At 60.9% G+C, this 19,363-nt stretch carries 12 protein-coding genes and 1 pseudogene; 8 read left to right on the forward strand and 5 right to left on the reverse strand.

What is annotated here, in order from left to right:
* Nucleotides 1-34 precede the first annotated feature (34 nt).
* From BLV67_RS19965 to BLV67_RS19990, 6 genes are all read left to right on the forward strand, one after another.
* Nucleotides 35-1,339, forward strand: a complete 1,305-nt coding sequence (locus BLV67_RS19965; protein WP_069788841.1) for an MdtA/MuxA family multidrug efflux RND transporter periplasmic adaptor subunit — start codon at nt 35-37, stop codon at nt 1,337-1,339.
* Nucleotides 1,336-4,437 (forward strand): MdtB/MuxB family multidrug efflux RND transporter permease subunit, encoded by a 3,102-nt coding sequence (locus BLV67_RS19970; protein WP_065931659.1) that lies wholly within the window; start codon nt 1,336-1,338, stop codon nt 4,435-4,437. The genes BLV67_RS19965 and BLV67_RS19970 overlap by 4 nt, the downstream gene beginning before the upstream one ends.
* Nucleotides 4,434-7,541, forward strand: a complete 3,108-nt coding sequence (locus BLV67_RS19975) for an efflux RND transporter permease subunit (protein ID WP_074854508.1) — start codon at nt 4,434-4,436, stop codon at nt 7,539-7,541. Before BLV67_RS19970 ends, BLV67_RS19975 begins: the two co-directional genes overlap by 4 nt.
* The gene (locus BLV67_RS19980; protein ID WP_069788842.1) at nt 7,538-9,013 is read left to right on the forward strand and encodes an efflux transporter outer membrane subunit; all 1,476 of its coding nucleotides are present in this window, start codon (nt 7,538-7,540) and stop codon (nt 9,011-9,013) included. Before BLV67_RS19975 ends, BLV67_RS19980 begins: the two co-directional genes overlap by 4 nt.
* A 260-nt stretch (nt 9,014-9,273) precedes the next feature.
* Nucleotides 9,274-11,370, forward strand: coding sequence for a putative bifunctional diguanylate cyclase/phosphodiesterase (locus tag BLV67_RS19985; RefSeq protein WP_069788843.1), 2,097 nt, complete (start codon nt 9,274-9,276; stop codon nt 11,368-11,370).
* Nucleotides 11,371-11,424: 54 nt separating this feature from the next.
* Complete coding sequence (locus BLV67_RS19990) at nt 11,425-12,171, forward strand: SDR family oxidoreductase (protein WP_069788844.1); 747 nt, start codon at nt 11,425-11,427, stop codon at nt 12,169-12,171.
* Between the two features lie 70 nt (nt 12,172-12,241).
* On the opposite strand, the gene mapR is transcribed toward BLV67_RS19990, so the two are convergent.
* The 3 genes and pseudogenes from mapR to BLV67_RS20005 form a co-directional block, all read right to left on the reverse strand.
* Nucleotides 12,242-13,651 (reverse strand): GntR family transcriptional regulator MpaR, encoded by a 1,410-nt coding sequence (mapR, locus tag BLV67_RS19995; protein WP_065931654.1) that lies wholly within the window; start codon nt 13,649-13,651, stop codon nt 12,242-12,244.
* A 58-nt stretch (nt 13,652-13,709) separates the two neighbouring features.
* A pseudogene (gene ccoG, locus BLV67_RS20000) lies at nt 13,710-15,118 on the reverse strand (cytochrome c oxidase accessory protein CcoG).
* Nucleotides 15,119-15,302: 184 nt separating this feature from the next.
* Nucleotides 15,303-15,542, reverse strand: coding sequence for a DUF3203 family protein (locus BLV67_RS20005; protein ID WP_069788845.1), 240 nt, complete (start codon nt 15,540-15,542; stop codon nt 15,303-15,305).
* 120 nt (nt 15,543-15,662) lie between these two features.
* Between BLV67_RS20005 and BLV67_RS20010 the strand changes: the two genes are divergently transcribed.
* Complete coding sequence (locus tag BLV67_RS20010) at nt 15,663-16,160, forward strand: MgtC/SapB family protein (RefSeq protein ID WP_065931651.1); 498 nt, start codon at nt 15,663-15,665, stop codon at nt 16,158-16,160.
* Between the two features lie 8 nt (nt 16,161-16,168).
* Here the strand turns inward: BLV67_RS20010 and BLV67_RS20015 are convergent, their stop codons facing one another.
* The gene (locus BLV67_RS20015) at nt 16,169-16,717 is read right to left on the reverse strand and encodes a hypothetical protein (protein WP_065931650.1); all 549 of its coding nucleotides are present in this window, start codon (nt 16,715-16,717) and stop codon (nt 16,169-16,171) included.
* A gap of 178 nt (nt 16,718-16,895) precedes the next feature.
* On the reverse strand, nt 16,896-17,063 hold the full coding sequence (locus BLV67_RS32990) for a hypothetical protein (protein ID WP_017139127.1): 168 nt from the start codon (nt 17,061-17,063) through the stop codon (nt 16,896-16,898).
* Between the two features lie 203 nt (nt 17,064-17,266).
* On the opposite strand from BLV67_RS32990, the gene BLV67_RS20020 reads away from it, so the two are divergent.
* Nucleotides 17,267-19,255: an alpha-1,4-glucan--maltose-1-phosphate maltosyltransferase gene (locus tag BLV67_RS20020; RefSeq protein WP_069788846.1), complete on the forward strand. Its 1,989-nt coding sequence runs from the start codon at nt 17,267-17,269 to the stop codon at nt 19,253-19,255.
* Nucleotides 19,256-19,363: the final 108 nt, after the last annotated feature.

Raw genomic sequence — 19,363 nt, forward strand, 5'->3', positions numbered from 1 at the left:
TTTCAGCCTCCCAAAGAAGAAGCTCTCGCGCCCAATGGTTGATCACTCCATGCAATCCTCCCCTCGCAATTCCCGCCGCTGGCTATTCGGCCTGCTTGTGCTGTTGGTCATCGCCGGCCTGTGCTGGAAATTCTGGCCCGCCGGCCATAAAGATGACACCGCGCAGAAACCGGCCGGGCATACCGGCAAGACGGGGATGGCGCGGCCCGGTTTCGGGGGGGCCACCGGCCCGATTCCGGTGCGTGTGGCGCCGGCGGTGCTGGGCGAGTTCCCGGTGTACTACAAGGCCCTGGGTACGGTGACCGCGCTTAACACCATTAATGTACGCAGCCGGGTGGGCGGTGAGCTGGTCAAGATCGCCTTTGAAGAAGGCCAGATGGTCAAGGCGGGCGACCTGCTCGCGGAGATCGACCCGCGCAGCTACCAGAACGCCTTGCTCCAGGCCCAGGGCACGCTCCTGCAGAACCAGGCCCAACTGAAAAACGCCCAGGTTGATGTGCAGCGTTACCGTGACCTGTATGCCCAGGACAGCATCGCCAAACAGACCCTGGACACCGCCGAAGCCCTGGTCATGCAGTACCAGGGCACGGTCAAGACCAACCAGGGCGCGGTCGACGACGCCAAGCTCAACCTCGAGTTCACCAAGATCCGCGCGCCGATCAGCGGCCGCGTCGGCCTGCGTCAGGTCGACGTCGGTAACCTGGTGGCGGCCAACGACACCACCTTCCTGGCGGTGATCACCCAGACCCAGCCGATCAGCGTGGTCTTCACCCTGCCGGAAAACACCCTCGACACCGTGCTCACACGCTACCACGCCGGTAACAAATTACCCGTGGAAGCCTGGGACCGTGGCGATGTGAAGCAGCAGGCGGTCGGCGTGTTGCAGAGCCTGGACAACCAGATCGACGTGACCACCGGCACCCTCAAATTCAAAGGCCGTTTCGATAACAAGGACCAGGCGCTGTTCCCTAATCAGTTCGTCAATGTGCACCTGCTGGCCGACACCTTGCACAATGTGGTACTGGCACCGTCCGCCGCAATCCAGTTCGGCAACAGCGGCACCTTCGTCTACAAGCTCGACGGCGACAAGAAGGTCAAGATGCAACCCTTGGTGGTCGGCGATACCGATGGCGACAACACCGTCATCAAGGAAGGCCTGGTGGCCGGCGACCGCGTGGTGCTGGAAGGCACCGACCGCCTCAAGGACGGCAGCGACATTGAAGTGGTCAACGACAGCAGCGAAGTGCCGACCACGCCGACCGAACACCTGCAAGGCAAGCCTGCGGCAAAAGGGGAGACCGGCGCTAACGCCGGCAAGGCGCAAAAGGTCGGTTCATGAACCTGTCGCGACTGTTTATCCTTCGCCCGGTTGCCACCACGCTGAGCATGCTGGCCATTGTCCTGGCCGGCATCATTTCTTACCGTTTGCTCCCGGTCTCGGCTTTGCCGCAGGTGGACTACCCGACGATCCGGGTGATGACCCTGTACCCAGGCGCCAGCCCGGACGTGATGACCAGCGCGGTCACTGCGCCGCTGGAGCGTCAGTTCGGGCAAATGCCCGGCCTCACACAAATGGCGTCCACCAGTTCGGGCGGCGCCTCGGTGCTGACCCTGCGCTTTAACCTCGACATCAATATGGATGTCGCCGAGCAACAGGTGCAGGCCGCGATCAACGCCGCGACCAACCTGTTGCCCAAGGATTTGCCGGCGCCGCCGGTGTACAACAAGGTCAACCCGGCAGACACCCCGGTGCTGACCCTGGCAATTACCTCCAAGACCATGTTGCTGCCCAAGCTCAACGACTTGGTTGACACGCGCATGGCGCAAAAAATTGCACAGATCAGCGGCGTCGGCATGGTCAGCATCGCCGGTGGCCAGCGCCAGGCCGTGCGCATCAAGGTCAACCCCGAGGCCCTGGCGGCCAACGGCTTGAACCTGTCGGACGTGCGCACCCTGATCGCCGCCTCCAACGTCAACCAGCCCAAGGGCAACTTTGACGGCCCTACGCGTGTCTCCATGCTTGATGCCAACGACCAGTTGGTTTCGCCTGCGCAATACGCCGAGTTGATCCTGGCCTACAACAATGGCGCGCCGCTGCGCCTTAAAGACGTGGCGCAGATCGTCGACGGCGCCGAAAACGAGCGCCTCGCTGCCTGGGCCAATGAAAACCAGGCGGTGCTGCTCAATATCCAGCGCCAGCCCGGCGCCAACGTGATCGAGGTGGTGGACCGTATTAAGGCGTTGCTGCCGAGCATCACCGATAACTTGCCGGCGGGCCTGGATGTGACGGTGCTTACCGACCGCACCCAGACCATCCGCGCCTCGGTGAAGGACGTACAGCATGAATTGCTGATCGCCATTGCCCTGGTGGTGATGGTCACGTTCCTGTTCCTGCGCCGGGTCAGCGCCACGATCATTCCGTCGATCGCCGTGCCGCTGTCGCTGGTGGGCACCTTTGGCGTGATGTACCTGGCGGGCTTCTCCATCAACAACCTGACGCTGATGGCACTGACCATCGCCACCGGGTTTGTGGTGGACGATGCCATCGTGATGCTGGAAAACATCTCGCGCTACATCGAGGAAGGCGAGACGCCCATGGCGGCTGCGCTCAAGGGCGCCAAGCAAATCGGTTTCACCCTGATTTCCCTGACCCTGTCGCTGATCGCGGTACTGATTCCGCTGCTGTTCATGGCCGATGTGGTCGGGCGGCTGTTTCGCGAATTTGCCATCACCCTGGCGGTGGCGATCCTGATTTCCCTGGTGGTGTCCCTGACCCTGACGCCGATGATGTGCGCGCGCCTGCTCAAGCGCGAACCCAAGGAAGAAGAACAAGGCCGTTTCTACAAGGCCAGCGGCGCCTGGATCGATTGGTTGATCGAAGCCTACGGGCGCAAATTGCAGTGGGTGCTCAAGCACCAGCCGTTGACCCTGCTGGTGGCCATCGCCACCCTGGGCCTTACCGTGGTGCTGTACCTGGTGGTGCCCAAGGGCTTTTTTCCGGTGCAGGACACCGGCGTGATCCAGGGCATATCGGAAGCACCGCAGTCGATTTCGTTTGCCGCCATGAGCCAGCGCCAGCAGGAGTTGGCCAAGGTGATCCTGGCCGACCCATCGGTTGAAAGCCTGTCGTCCTACATTGGTGTGGATGGCGATAACGCCACCCTCAACAGCGGCCGTTTGCTGATCAACCTCAAGGCCCACGGCCAGCGCGACGTGAGCGCGGCCCAGGTCATCACGCGCCTGCAACCGCAGATCGACAAGCTGGTGGGCATTCGCCTGTTCATGCAGCCGGTGCAGGACCTGACCATTGAAGACCGCGTGAGCCGTACCCAATACCAGTTCAGCATGTCCTCGCCGGACGCCGATTTGCTGGCGCTGTGGAGCGACAAGCTGGTGCACGCCTTGCGCCAGTTGCCGGAACTCACCGATGTGGCCAGCGACCTGCAGGACAAGGGCCTGCAAGTGTTCCTGGTGATCGACCGTGATGCGGCCTCGCGCCTGGGCGTGAGTGTGTCGACCATCACCGATGCGCTTTACGACGCCTTCGGCCAGCGGCAGATTTCCACCATCTATACCCAGGCCAGCCAGTACCGCGTGGTATTGCAGGCGCAATCGGGTGAAACCCTGGGGCCGGCAGCGCTCAACCAGATTTATGTGAAAACCACCGACGGCGGCCAGGTGCGGCTGTCGAGCCTGGCGCATGTGGAGCAGCGTCAGGCACAACTGGCAATTGCACATATCGGCCAGTTCCCGGCGGTGATGATGTCGTTCAACCTGGCGCCTGGCGTCGCGCTGGGCAAAGGCGTGGAGCTGATCAACCAGACCCAGAAGGACATCGGCATGCCGGTGGGCGTGCAGACCCAGTTCCAGGGCGCGGCCCAGGCCTTCGAAGCCTCGCTGTCGAGCACCTTGCTGCTGATCCTGGCGGCGGTGGTGACTATGTACATCGTGCTCGGCGTGCTGTACGAGAGTTACATCCACCCGATCACGATTCTTTCCACGTTGCCGTCCGCCGCAGTCGGCGCCTTGCTGGCGTTGCTGCTCAGTGGCAATGACCTGGGCATGATCGCGATCATCGGCATCATCCTGCTGATTGGTATCGTCAAAAAGAACGCGATCATGATGATCGACTTCGCCCTCGACGCCGAACGCAACCAGGGCCTGGACCCGCAGACGGCGATTTATCAGGCCGCGCTGCTGCGCTTTCGGCCGATTTTGATGACCACCCTGGCGGCCTTGTTTGGTGCGGTGCCATTGATGCTGGCCACGGGTTCCGGCGCCGAGTTGCGCCAACCGCTGGGCCTGGTGATGGTCGGCGGCTTGCTGGTGAGCCAGGTGTTGACGCTGTTTACCACGCCGGTGATCTATTTGTATTTCGACCGCCTAGGCCGTCGCTGGCGCAAAGAGCCGCAAAGCCTGGAGCCGGTTGAGTCATGAACCTGTCCGGACCTTTCATTCGCCGGCCGGTAGCCACCATGCTGCTGAGCCTGGCGATCATGTTGCTCGGTGGCGTCAGCTTCAACTTGCTGCCGGTGTCGCCGTTGCCGCAGATCGACTTCCCGGTGATCGTGGTGTCGGCCAGTTTGCCCGGCGCCAGCCCGGAGGTGATGGCCTCGACGGTGGCGACGCCGCTGGAACGCTCATTCGGCGCGATTGCCGGCATCACCACCATGAGCAGTTCGTCGAGCCAAGGCTCCACGCGGGTGATCCTGGCATTCGACTCCGACCGTGATATCAACGGTGCGGCGCGGGAAGTGCAGGCGGCCATCAATGCCTCGCGCAACCTGCTGCCCAGTGGCATGCGCAGCATGCCGACCTACAAAAAGATCAACCCGTCCCAGGCACCGATCATGGTGCTCTCGCTGACCTCCGACGTGCTGCAAAAAGGCGAGTTGTACGATTTGGCCTCGACCATCCTCTCGCAGAGCCTGTCCCAGGTGCCGGGCGTGGGCGAGGTGCAGATCGGCGGCAGTTCCTTGCCGGCGGTGCGCATCGAGTTGGAACCCAAGGCCCTGGACCAATACGGCGTGGCCCTGGACGATGTGCGCAACACCATCGCCAATGCCAACCAGCGGCGGCCCAAGGGTTCCCTGGAAGACAGCGAGCGTAACTGGCAGATCCAGGCCAATGACCAGCTGGAAAAGGCCAAGGACTACGAGCCGCTGCTGATCCGCTACCAGAACGGCGCAGCCTTGCGCCTGGGCGACGTGGCGAAGATCAGCGACGGCGTGGAAGACCGCTACAACAGCGGCTTCTTCAACAATGATTCGGCGGTGCTGCTGGTGATCAACCGCCAGTCCGGCGCCAACATCATCGAGACCGTCCGGCAGATCAAGGCCCAGTTGCCCGCGTTGCAGGCGGTGCTGCCGTCCAGCGTCAAACTCAACCTGGCCATGGACCGCTCGCCGGTGATCACCGCGACCCTGCATGAAGCCGAGATGACCCTGCTGATTGCCGTGGCCCTGGTGGTGCTGGTGGTGTACCTGTTCCTGGGTAACTTCCGCGCCTCGTTGATCCCGACCCTGGCAGTGCCGGTGTCGCTGGTCGGGACCTTTGCGGTGATGTACCTGTTTGGGTTTTCGCTGAACAATTTTTCGCTGATGGCGTTGATCCTGGCCACCGGCCTGGTGGTGGACGACGCCATCGTGGTGCTGGAAAACATTTCCCGGCATATCGACGAGGGTGTGCCGCCGATGAAGGCGGCGTACCTGGGCGCCGAGGAAGTCGGCTTTACCTTGCTGTCGATGAACGTGTCGCTGGTGGCGGTGTTCCTGTCCATCCTGTTTATGGGCGGCATTGTCACCAATCTGTTCCGTGAGTTTTCCATCACCTTGTCGGCGGCGATCATTGTGTCGCTGATCGTCTCGCTGACCTTGACCCCGATGCTCTGCGCGCGCTGGCTCAAACCGCACATTAAGGGGCACATGACCGGTTTGCAGCGCTGGAGCCAGAAGGTCAATGACCGCATGGTTGCGGCCTACGCCACCAGCCTGGACTGGGTGCTGCGCCATCGCCGCCTGACCCTGCTGAGCCTGTTGATCACCGTGGGCGTGAACATCGCGCTGTACGTGGTGGTACCGAAAACCTTCATGCCGCAGCAGGACACCGGCCAGTTGATCGGCTTTGTGCGCGGCGATGACGGGCTGTCGTTCAATGTGATGCAGCCGAAGATGGAAACCTTCCGCAAGGCGGTGCTCAAGGACCCGGCAGTGCTCAGCGTGGCCGGCTTTATCGGCGGCAACAACGGCACCAACAACGCGGTGATGCTGGTGCGCCTCAAACCTATTGCCGAGCGCAAGCTCTCGGCCCAGGCGGTGATCGAGCGTCTGCGCAAGGAAGTGCCGCTGGTGCCGGGCGGGCGGCTGTTCCTGATGGCCGACCAGGACCTGCAATTTGGCGGCAGCCGGGACCAGACCAGCGCCCAATACTCCTACATCCTGCAAAGCGGCGACCTGGCTGCGCTGCGTTTGTGGTACCCGAAAGTGGTCGCGGCCTTGCGCGAGCTGCCGGAGCTGACCGCCATCGACGCCCGCGAAGGGCGCGGTGCGGCGCAGGTGACGCTGGTGGTCGACCGCGACCAGGCCAAGCGCCTGGGTATCGACATGAGCATGGTCACCTCGGTGTTGAACAACGCCTACAGCCAACGGCAGATTTCCACCATCTATGACAGCCTCAACCAGTACCAGGTGGTGATGGAGGTCAACCCGAAATACGCCCAGGACCCGATCACCCTGAACCAGATGCAGGTGATCACCTCCACGGGTGCGCGGGTGCCGTTGTCGACCATTGCCCATTACGAAAACAGCCTGGCCGACGACCGTGTCAGCCATGAAGGCCAGTTTGCCTCGGAAAACATCGCCTTCGACATGTCGCCCGGGGTGACGGTGGAGCAGGGCACGGCCGCCATTGAGCGGGCGATTGCCAAGGTCGGTTTGCCGGAAGACGTGATCGCCAAAATGGCCGGCACCGCCGATGCCTTTGCGGCGACGCAGAAGGGCCAGCCGTTCATGATTCTGGGCGCGCTGGTGGCGGTGTACCTGGTGTTGGGCATTCTGTATGAAAGTTATGTTCACCCGCTGACCATTCTGTCGACCTTGCCATCGGCCGGTGTCGGCGCGCTGCTGTCGATCTACCTGCTGGGCGGTGAATTCAGCCTGATATCCCTGCTGGGTCTGTTCCTGTTGATCGGCGTGGTGAAGAAGAATGCGATCCTGATGATTGACCTGGCGCTGCAACTGGAGCGCCATGACGGCATGAGCCCGCTGGAATCGATTCGTAGCGCCTGCCTGCTGCGCCTGCGGCCAATTTTGATGACCACGCTCGCGGCCATTCTGGGCGCCTTGCCGTTGCTGCTCGGTTCCGGCGATGGCGCCGAAATGCGCCAGCCCCTGGGCCTGACCATTATCGGCGGGCTGGTGTTCAGCCAGATCCTGACCCTTTACACCACCCCGGTGGTCTACCTCTATCTTGACCGCGCGCGCCACCGCTTCAACGCCTGGCGCGGCGTGCGTACCGATGCTGCCTTGGATACTGCGCTATGACCGATTCAACCTTGACTAAATTGGCCATGAGCATGCCCCGTGGTTCCCGTATCGCCAGCCTGCTGCTGTGCGGCGCATTGCTCAGCGCCTGCGCCATCGGCCCGGATTACAAACGCCCGGAGGTGGTCGAGCCCGCGCAGTTCAAGCAAGCCCAGGGCTGGCGCCAGGCCAACCCCAGTGATTCCCTGGCCCGTGGTGCCTGGTGGGAGTTGTACGGTGACCGTCAACTTAACGAGCTGGTCACGCGCCTCAATAACGCCAACCAGACCGTGGCCCAAGCCGAAGCGCGCTTCCGCCAGGCCCAGGCCCAGGTGCGCAGCGCACGCGGGGCGTTTTTCCCCACGGTGGATTTCAGTGCCGGTAAAACCCGTGCCAGTCAGGGCACCGGCAGCAGCAACGCCAGCCTCAGCAGTTCCAGCAGTGGTATCCGCGACACGCTCAATACGCAGTTGGGCGTGAGTTGGGAAGCGGATGTGTGGGGCAAGTTGCGCCGTGGTCTTGAAGCGAATGAAGCCACGGCTGAGGCCAGTTCGGCGGATCTGGCGGCGATGCGTTTGAGCCAGCAATCGGAGTTGGTGCAGGACTATCTGCAACTGCGCGTGATGGACGAGCAGACACGTTTGCTGCAGGCCACGCTGGAGACTTATCAGCGCTCCCTGAAGATGACTGAAAACCAGTACCGCGCGGGGGTTTCCGACAAGGCGGCGATTGCTCAGGCACAGACCCAACTGAAGACGACCCAGGCCAGCTTGATCGACTTGATTTGGCAACGTGCGCAGTTGGAAAACGCCATTGCGGTGTTGATCGGCGAAGCGCCGGCCAACTTCAATCTGGCAGTGAGCAAGGACGTTCCAGCCTTGCCGCAGATTCCGGTGAGTGTGCCATCGCAATTGCTTGAGCGGCGCCCGGATATCGCGTCGGCGGAGCGCTCGGTGATTGCAGCCAACGCGAATATCGGCGTGGCCAAGGCGGCGTATTACCCGGACCTGACCTTGAGCCTGGCGGGTGGGTATTCCAGCAGCACCTATGCGGACTGGATCAGTTTGCCGAACCGGTTCTGGTCGGTGGGGCCCAAGCTTGCGATGACCTTGTTTGACGGTGGGCAGCGTTCGGCTGAGGTCGATCGTAGTGTGGCGTCTTACGACGAGACGGTGGCCAAGTACCGCCAGACAGTGCTGGATGGTTTCCGCGAAGTGGAAAACTATATGGTCCAGTTGAAGGTGCTGGAAGATGAGGCGGTGGTCAGCAATGAAGCCCTGGAGGCCGCGCGCGAATCCCTGCGCTTGACGCAGAATCAGTACAAGGCCGGGCTGATCGCCTACCTCGATGTGGTGACGGTGCAGGCCACGGCGTTGAGTAATGAACGCACCGTGCTGACCTTGTTGCAGACGCGGTTGGTGGCAAGTGTGCAATTGATTGCGGCACTGGGTGGCGGCTGGGACGGGCAGACGTCCTTGGCTGAGAAGAAATGACTGAGCAGATTTCAACAAACGACTCAGTCGTCTCGCGGATTTTAAAGTGGCCGATCCTGTCGCACCGGGCCTGATATTCAAGCAGATGACTCGGCGCAGCGGCCTGAAGCAGGTGGCATTTCAAGGTCATTAGATTGGCGTCAAAATGCCACTAATGGCCCCTTGATAATTAATTAAACCGGCCATAATTATTCTCGCTACAATCGCCCGCTTTGCCACTTGGCACGGGCGTTCCAGGCCCGTCAGTCTCGAGAAGTCCCATGCTGATCGGTAGTTATTCCCCCTCTCTGGTCGTGATCTCCCTGTGCGTTGCGATCCTGGCGTCCTATACCGCGCTGGACCTGGCCGGCCGTATTGCGACCGCCAGGGGGCGCGTGGTGTACATATGGATGACCGGCGGGGCATTGGCCCTGGGCGTGGGCATCTGGTCCATGCACTTTATCGGTATGTTGGCGTTGCGCCTGCCCTTTGCTCTCGGGTTTGACCTGGGCATCACCGCGCTGTCGTTATTGATCGCAGTGTTATCCAGTGGCTTTGCGCTGTGGCTGGTCAGCCAGCCACGTCTGCCGGCCTGGCAGTTGGGGTTTGGCGCGCTGGTGATGGGCGCAGGGATTGCCTGCATGCACTACACCGGCATGGCCGCGATGCGCATGACCCCTGGCATCGATTACGACCCCGCGCTGTTTGGCACCTCGTTGTTGATCGCCGTGGTGGCGTCCGGCGCGGCCTTGTGGATCGCGTTCAACCTGCGGCGCAATACGCCTTACGTACGCCTGGCGCGGGGTGGCGCCGCGGTAGTGATGGGCATTGCGATTGTGGGTATGCACTACACCGGCATGGCTGCCGCGCGTTTTGCTGACAACAGTTTCTGCGGCGCCGCGCTGACGGGCCTGAGTGGCAAGGGCCTGGATAACCTGGTGCTGGTCACCTCGCTGGCGGTGTTGATCATCGCGCTATTGACCTCATTGCTCGACGCCCGGCTTGAAGCCCGCACCGCCGTGCTCGCCGAGTCACTGACCCTGGCCAACCAGGAACTCACCCACCTGGCCCTGCATGACATGCTCACCGGCCTGCCCAATCGCACCTTGCTCGCCGACCGCATTCAACAAGCCATACAGTCCGTCATGGAGCAGGGTGGTTGTTTTGCGTTGATGTTTATCGACCTGGACGGTTTCAAACCGGTCAATGATGCATTTGGCCACCATTTGGGTGATCAATTGCTGCGTGAAGTGGGTTTGCGTCTGCGCGAGGACCTGCGCAGCCAGGACACCCTGGCGCGCATCGGTGGCGATGAGTTTGTGCTGCTGGTGCAGTTGAGCCAGCCGGACGACGCCGTGGGCCTGGCCGAACGCCAGGTCGGCTTGATCGATCGTACGTTCAAGGTAGCCGAGCATGAACTGAAGATCTCCGCGAGCATCGGCATTGCCATGTTCCCCGGTAACGGCGTGAACCCGCAGGAACTGCTGATGAACGCCGACGCCGCGATGTACCACGCCAAGGGCATGGGCAAGAACGGCTACAGCTTCTTTGATGTGTCGATGAACACCAATGCACGCAAACAGCTGCAGTTGTTGCAGGACCTGCGCAACGCCGTTGAGCACGAGCAGTTCCGCCTGTACTACCAGCCCAAGTTCGACGCGCTCAGCGGTATTGCGGTCGGCGCCGAAGCGTTGTTGCGCTGGGAGCACCCGCAACAGGGGCTGTTGTTGCCGGCGATGTTTATCGAGCTGGCGGAAAAAACCGGGCTGATTATTCCCATCGGCGAATGGGTGCTCAACGAGGCTTGCCGCCAGATGGCTGTCTGGTACGCGCAGGGTTATGAAGACTGGCGCATTGCGGTCAACCTCTCGGCGCTGCAGTTTTGCCATGCCGGGCTGGTCAGGAGTGTCGCGGCGGCGTTGGCGCGTCACCGCTTGCCGGCCAACAGCCTGACCCTGGAAATCACCGAAACCACCGCCATGAGCGATGCCGATGCGAGCATGACGGTGTTGCAGCAACTGTCGGACATGGGCGTGGACCTGTCCATCGACGACTTCGGCACCGGTTATTCAAGCCTGATGTACCTCAAACGCCTGCCCGCCAATGAGCTGAAGATCGACCGTGGGTTTGTGCGGGACCTGGAACACGACAGCGACGACGCCGCCATTGTTTCGGCCATCGTTGCCCTTGGCCAGGCACTTGGGCTGCGCATTGTCGCCGAAGGGGTAGAGACCGATGTGCAGCAGAGTTTCCTTACCCGCTTGGGGTGCAACACCTTGCAAGGCTACTTGCTGGGTCATCCGTTGCCGGCCGAGGGTTTCATGGCCGACATCCAGCGCGCCGAAGACGCCCTGACGCCTGACAAAAGCCGTGGATGACGGGTATTCTTGGATCCAACCTTAAACCGTTGGTTTATTCAGGAGACCGCACCCATGGACAAAGTCGTCATCATCACCGGAGGCAGCCGTGGTATTGGCGCCGAGACGGCCTTGCTGGCTGCACGCCAGGGCTATCGCATCTGCATCAACTACCAGTCTGATGAGGCGGCGGCCCTGCGTGTGCTGGACCAGGTGCGCGCCTTGGGCGCACAGGCCATTGCGGTGCGGGCCGATGTCAGCATCGAAGATGAAGTCATCGCATTGTTCAATCGTGTTGACGCCGAACTGGGGCGCGTGACGGCACTGGTCAACAACGCCGGCACCGTGGGGCACAAGTCACGGGTGGATGAAATGTCCGAGTTCCGCATTCTTAAAATCATGAAGACCAATGTGCTGGGGCCGATCCTGTGCGCCAAGCAGGCGGTGCTGCGCATGTCGCCCAAGCATGGCGGGCAGGGCGGCAGCATTGTCAACGTGTCGTCGGTCGCCGCACGCCTGGGTTCGCCGGGCGAATATGTCGACTATGCCGCGTCCAAGGGCGCGCTGGATACCTTCACCATCGGCCTATCCAAAGAGGTGGCGGGTGAAGGGATCCGTGTCAACGCGGTGCGCCCTGGCTACATCTTTACCGACTTCCACGCCCTGAGCGGTGACCCGGACCGCGTCAGCAAGCTGGAGTCCGGCATTCCCATGGCCCGTGGCGGGCGCCCGGATGAAGTGGCGGAAGCGATTATCTGGTTGCTGTCGGACAAGGCCTCGTACACCACCGGCAGTTTTCTCGATTTGGGCGGCGGCCGTTGAGGCTTTAGCGCCAGTCAAGGCGCCATCGCGGGCAAGCCCGCGATGGCGTCAGATAAGGCAACAACCGAGCCTAGAACGATCGCACGATGCGCCCGAGCGTTTCCATGGCCTTTTCCGATGCCTCGGTCCACGGGCTGCCGTAGTTCAAGCGAATGCAATTTCTGAAGCGTTGGGTCGCCGAGAAAATCGGCCCCGGCGCAATGCTGATGCCCTGGGCCAGGGCCATCTGGAACAGCTTCAGCGAATCGGTTTGCTCCGGCAGTTCCAGCCACAGGAAGTAGCCGCCGGCCGGCTGGCTGACCCGCGTCTGTGCCGGGAAATACCGCGCGATCGCGGCCAGCATGGCGCTCTGCTGTTCTTCCAGGGCGTAGCGCAATTTGCGCAGGTGCCGGTCATAGCCGCCGTGTTGCAAGTAGTCGGCAATCGCCGCCTGGGCCGGCATCGAGGGGCACAGCGAAGTCATCAGCTTCAGGCGTTCAACCTTCTGCGCATAGCGCCCGGCAGCGACCCAGCCGACGCGATAGCCGGGCGCCAGGCTCTTGGCGAAGGAGCCGCAGTGCATCACCAGCCCTTCGGTGTCGAAGGCCTTGGCCGGTTTTGGCGCGTGCTGCCCGTAATACAGCTCGGCGTACACATCATCCTCGATCAGTGGCACTTGATGGCTGCGCAGCAGCTCCACCAGCGCCTGTTTCTTCGCTTCCGGCAGGGTGGCACCCATGGGGTTCTGGAAGCTGGTCATGGTCCAGCAGGCCTTGATCGGGTAGCGCTCCAGGCTTTGCGCCAGGGCATTGAGGTCGATGCCATCGCGCGGGTGCACGGGAATCTCCACCGCCTTGAGCTTCAGGCGTTCGAGCACTTGCAGGCAGGCATAGAACGCCGGGGCTTCGATAGCGACCAGGTCGCCCGGCTCGGTCACCGCTTGCAGGCACAGGTTCAGCGCTTCGAGGGCGCCGTTGGTGATCAGCAGCTCTTCTATCGGCAGCATCAGGCCGCCCACCATATAGCGCAGTGCAATCTGGCGGCGCAGTTGCGGGTTACCCGGCGACATGTCGGTGACCACAAGGCGCGGGTCCATCTCGCGGCCGGCACTGGCCAGCGAACGCGCCAGGCGTGGCAACGGGAACAGCATGGGGCTGGGGAACGCCGAGCCGAACGGCACGGTGTTGGGGTCCTTGATGGAGTCGAGCACTGAGAACACCAGCTCACTCACATCGACTTCGGTGGATTCGTGCACCTGTTCACTCACCACCGGCTCGGAAAACGGGCTGGGCGCATGCGTGTTGACGAAGTAGCCGGAGCGTGGCCGCGCACGAATCAGGCCACGGCGTTCCAGCAGGTAGTAAGCCTGGAACACCGTGGACGGGCTGACGCCGTAGGTCTGGCTGGCATAGCGCACCGACGGTACCCGTTGGCCGGGGCCGAGCACGCCGGAGCGGATCAGTTCTGCGATGTCGTCGGCGAATTTTTCGTAGCGTTTCATGGGGGCCTGATTAACTTTCTAAAAAAATTGAACGCCGACTCAATGTGTGTGCTGGAAATCAACGATTCAGCGGCGCCACAAAACGGCTGTCTGCTGCGCTGTAAATCCACGGCTTAGTCACATCCATAACCTTGAAGCGCAAGGTCTGCGAGCTGCTCGCCGGTTTATCGGCCAACAACGCCACCGACACCGGCACGTCACTGATTTCCCCCGGCGCCAGGCTGATCCGGGTCTTGCCTTGCAACTGGAAGCCCTCGGCGTCCACCAGTTCCAGGCGGTAGTCCTGGCGCTGCTGGGTCTTGTTGATGACCTTCAAGCTGTAGATGTTTTCGATCAGCCCCTGGCTGTTTTCACGGAACATGCCACGGTCTTTGGTCACGTCCAGCGACACCATTGGTCGCTCAATCAAGGCCACCACCAACGCCGCGATCATCACCAGCAGCACGGCACTGTAGCCGATCAGGCGTGGCCTGAGCAGGTGGGTTTTGCCACCTTGCAGTTGATCTTCGCTGGTATAGCTGACCAACCCGCGGGGGTAGCCCATCTTGTCCATGATCGAATCGCAGGCGTCGATGCATGCGGCGCAGCCGATGCATTCCATTTGCAGGCCGTCACGAATGTCGATGCCGGTGGGGCACACCTGCACGCACAGTTGGCAGTCGATGCAATCCCCCAGGCCAACCTGCGCCGGTTTCACCTCGCGTTTGCGCGGGCCACGGCTTTCGCCACGCGCCGCGTCGTAGGAAATGGTCAGGGTGTCTTTGTCGAACATCACGCTCTGAAAGCGCGCATACGGGCACATGTGCATGCACACCGCTTCGCGCAGCCAGCCGGCATTGATGTAGGTGGCGGCGGTAAAAAACAGCACCCAGAACAGGCTTACGCCGCCCATTTGCCAGGTCAGCAACTCAGCGGCCAGCGGGCGGATTGGCGTGAAGTAGCCGACAAACGTGAGCCCGGTCAGCACGCTGATACCCAGCCACAGCGTGTGTTTGGCCGAACGCCGCGCCAGTTTGTTCAGGCTCCAGGGCGCCGCTTGCAGTTTGATGCGTTGGTTGCGTTCCCCTTCGGTGACCTTTTCACACCACATGAACAGCCAGGTGAACGAGCTTTGCGGGCAGGTGTAGCCGCACCATACGCGGCCGGCAAATACGGTAATGGCAAACAGGCCGAACGCGCAGATGATCAACAGTGCCGACAGTAGGATGAAATCCTGGGGCCAGAAGGTGGCACCGAAGATGTGGAATTTGCTTTCGGCCAAGTCCCACAGCACGGCTTGGCGCCCGGACCAGTTGAGCCACACGGTGCCAAAAACGCCAGGAACAGTACAGCGGCGCCGCTCACGCGCAAGGTGCGGAACAGGCCGGTAAAACTGCGGGTATGGATCAGGTTGTCGCTGGATTTGGCCTTCACCTTCTTTGGGTGTATGGGCTCAAAGGTGTCCACGGTTGGGATTCTTTCGCTCATGGTCGTTCGCTCATCAGCCTCCATCAGGCCAATGAACTATGAGCTTCAAGCTGTTTGCATAACAGACTCAGGTGGGTCGATAAAAAGCGGATCAGACAGGCTTTTTATACGTCACTGCGACAATATGCTGCACCCCGTAGCGCCTGGGGCGCAGCTGGCTTGTGCGCGGTTTGATACAGATCAATCAAATCACCGAATCACTGTCGGTCGCCTTCAAGTGTTTGCGACCGTCCTGGGCACCGGCGACGGTCAGTGCGTCGGCTTCGGCTTCAGTGATGTAGACCCGATTGCCTTTTAACTCTACAAAAGACATGGATTTGGCGCTGTCGGTACTCACCGTCACATCAGTGGCGGGCAGGGCGTATTCCTGGCCGTCGTCAGCGACCTTGAAAAAGCACGTTTGATTGTCGATACGTACAGGCATGGTGCTCTCCTTTTTATGGGCAGTTATGGGTTAGGGCGTCGCGCAGTGCCAGGTGTTCCAGGCAACTGACTGGCGGTCGGCGCTGTCCATCGTCTAACCACACTAAAACGGATAACGACCATGGACGCCTGGTGGCAAGAAGTGCTTCAAACCCTGCACGCAGAATTTGCTGACATCGCTGATGCAAAGCAGCTCACGCAGATAACCGTTCGCCTGCTTATCGCCGCGATCCTGGGCGGTATCCTGGGGTTTGAGCGTGAGCAAAAGGGCAAGGCGGCGGGGGTGCGCACCCACATGCTCGTGGCCTTGGGCGCTGCACTGTTTGTGCTGGTGCCGCAGACGTCAGGCAGCCAGTCGGACGCCATGAGCAGGGTATTGCAGGGGGTTATCGCCGGGATCGGCTTCCTGGGGGCCGGCACTATCCTCAAGGGCAAGGAGGATGAAGAGGGCCAGCACGTCAAAGGCCTGACCACCGCTGCCGGGTTGTGGATGACGGCCGCCATTGGCGTGGCGGCAGGGGTTGGGCGTGAATCAACGGCGGTCTTGAGTACACTGCTGGCGCTCGTCGTACTTGGCGTCATGCCCAAAATCGTCAAGCTTTGGGAAAAGGAACGTTGAGTCCGCGCTCAGAGCGTCTTCATCCTTGATTTAATATGTTTTGGGTTGAGCGCTTCGGTGATGGTGTTCATATCCATCACCGTTTGGGCTGTGTCCTTCACGCACCCATTCAGTTGCTCGAATGCGCCGGCCGTGCCTTTGAAAAAGTCATAGACATGGCGAAAGCCATAATCGTCCTTACCCGATATCAACTTTAACAGTAAGGCGATTTTCTGTTTGTCATAGGCTGCCTGATAGTCGTTGAAATACAGTTGGGTGGATAACTTTACGCATTCCTCGTCGCTGTTTTTTTGCAGAAACTTGCCGATGTCCGTCAGGAGGTGAGCAACTTCCTCTGCGTCTGGTTCTTTCAACATGGAGTCGACACTTTCCTGGCTGAAGTGCACGCGCATGTCATTGAGCACTTTTCGCGACTTCAGGTCGTTGGGGGCGCGCAAAACCTGGGCGATATCGTCCTCTGTGAGTCTGGCTTTAAACTCCTTGAGATAACGCCGGCTGATGGAAACCTCTGACTCTACGTGTTGGTGGCGGCCCTGCTTCACATTAATGTCCGACATGGTATTAACCTGCTCGCGTTCAAGAAGGGGAAAAATAAAAGGTGCTCAAGTAATCGCGAGTAGGACTGTAGCAATAGGCGCACAGGCGAGATGTAGGCCATTTCGCCTGTACGCGCAGGTTAATGCGTTTTTAAGGCAGGCATTCTGACGCGAGTACGCGTGTGAGTGATGGCGTTGATCAACAAGGTTGAACAATCACCGGCGGCATGGTTGTGGGCGGTTCCTCCACGGGTGGCGGCAGGTTTTCCGGTGGTTCCTTCTCCGGGATCGGTTCCGGTTCACTCGGCGGCAGCGTTGGATTGTCGATATTCGGGTCCGGGGTTTCAGCCGGGATCGGGATATTCATCGGTGTGGCCTCCTTTGTGCTTTGCTCTATCGGTGGACAACCGCCGGGCAGGTTTGATTCCCGCCCAATGGCGGTACATCCACCTGAACTTTTCATCGCAGCCCAGGCTCGGACCTATTACGGCCCTGCTCAGGGAGAGCGGTGCCGTCTCAGAATTCGGATCAAGCAAAGAGCGTCCACAGGGCGTAAGGGGAAGATGCTCGATGACTGCTGAAACACTGACTCCAGAAGACTCCATATTGCCGCTGTCCCAGGCGTTGCTGCTGCCCAGGATCGCGATTGAAAGCACCACACCCGTGATTGACGGCGGTGAATTTGCAGTGAAGGCCGTGGTCGGCCAGCGCGTCAACGTCACCAGCAAGGTATTTGCCGACGGCCATGACAAGCTGGCCGTGCTGATCCGCTGGCGCCCGCTGCAGGACGAAAGCTGGCACAGCGTAGTGATGACCGATGTGGGCAACAATGGCTGGGAAGGCGCGTTCACCGTGGCCCAGCAGGGTCCGCACGAATACTGTATTGAAGCCTGGATCGATACCTTCGTAAGTTTCTGCTACGAGTTGCGCAAAAAACATGAGGCCGGGGTGCCGGTCAGCCTCGAACTGCAGGAGGGCCGCAGCCTGGTGTTGCAGGCCGCCGAGCGCAGCGACAATGAGCTGCGCGACCGCCTGATGCTGTTGCACCATGAACTGTCGGGCCTGCTGGAAACCGAGCAGGTCGCGCAGTTCCTGCACGAAGACAGTGCACATTTGATGACCCAGGCCGACCACCGTGCCTACTTGAGCGTCAGCACGGTCTACCCGATCGACGTGGAGCGCGAGGCCGCGCAATTTGCCAGTTGGTACGAGCTGTTTCCGCGCTCGATCACCGACGATCCGGCCCGCCATGGCACCTTCAATGACGTGCATGCGCGGCTGTCGATGATCCATGACATGGGCTTTGACGTGCTGTACTTTCCGCCGATCCATCCGATCGGCCGCAGCCATCGCAAGGGCAAGAATAACTCGCTGACCGCAGGCGCCGATGATCCCGGCAGCCCTTATGCGATTGGCAGCGAGGAGGGCGGCCATGAAGCCATCCACCCGCAGCTGGGCAGCCGCGACGACTTCCGCCGGCTGGTCAAGGCCGCCGCCGAACATGGCCTGGAAATCGCCCTGGACTTTGCCATCCAGTGCTCCCAGGACCACCCGTGGCTCAAGCAGCACCCAGGCTGGTTCAACTGGCGCCCGGACGGCACGATCAAATACGCCGAAAACCCGCCGAAGAAATACCAGGACATCGTTAACGTCGACTTCTACGCCGCCGACTCGATCCCGAGCCTGTGGACCGAATTGCGCGACATTGTTGTGGGTTGGGTCAAAGAGGGCGTGAAAACCTTTCGTGTGGATAACCCGCACACCAAGCCGCTGCCGTTTTGGCAATGGCTGATCAGTGACGTGCGCTCCAGGCACCCGGAGGTGATCTTCCTGGCCGAAGCCTTTACCACGCCGGCGATGATGGCGCGCTTGGGCAAGGTCGGTTATTCCCAGAGCTACACCTACTTCACCTGGCGTAACACCAAGGCCGAGTTGAGCGAGTACCTCACGCAGCTGAACGAATCGCCATGGCGCGAGTGCTACCGGCCGAATTTCTTTGTGAATACCCCGGACATCAACCCAGGGTTTCTGCACGAATCCGGGCGTCCGGGCTTTCTGATCCGCGCCGCGCTGGCCACCATGGGCTCGGGCCTGTGGGGCATGTATTCGGGGTTTGAACTGTGCGAGGCGGCGCCGGTGCCGGGCAAAGAGGAATACCTGGATTCGGAGAAATACGAGATCCGCCCTCGGGACTTCACGGCGCCCGGCAACATCATTGCCGAGATCGCCCAGCTCAACCGCATTCGTCGGCAGAACCCGGCGTTGCACACCCATCTGGGCTTGAAGCTCTACAACGCCTGGAACGACAACATCCTGTACTTCGGCAAACGCAGTGACGATGGCAGCAACTTTATCCTGGTGGCGGTCAACCTTGACCCGTTTAACGCCCAAGAGGCCCATTTCGAATTGCCACTGTGGGAGCTGGGCCTGCCGGACGACGCCCAGACACAAGGTGAAGATCTGATGAATGGCCATCGCTGGACCTGGTACGGCAAGAACCAATGGATGCGCATCGAGCCGCAGATGCCATTCGGGATCTGGCGTATCACCGTCTCCTGATCGGACGAAGATCAAAATGTGGGAGCGGGCTTGCTCGCGAAAGCGGAGTATCAGGCAATACATCTGTAACTGATCCACCGTATTCGCGAGCAAGCCCGCTCCCACACT

It is taken from the genome of Pseudomonas salomonii (assembly GCF_900107155.1).
In the GTDB taxonomy this organism is placed as follows: Bacteria; Pseudomonadota; Gammaproteobacteria; order Pseudomonadales; family Pseudomonadaceae; genus Aquipseudomonas; species Aquipseudomonas salomonii.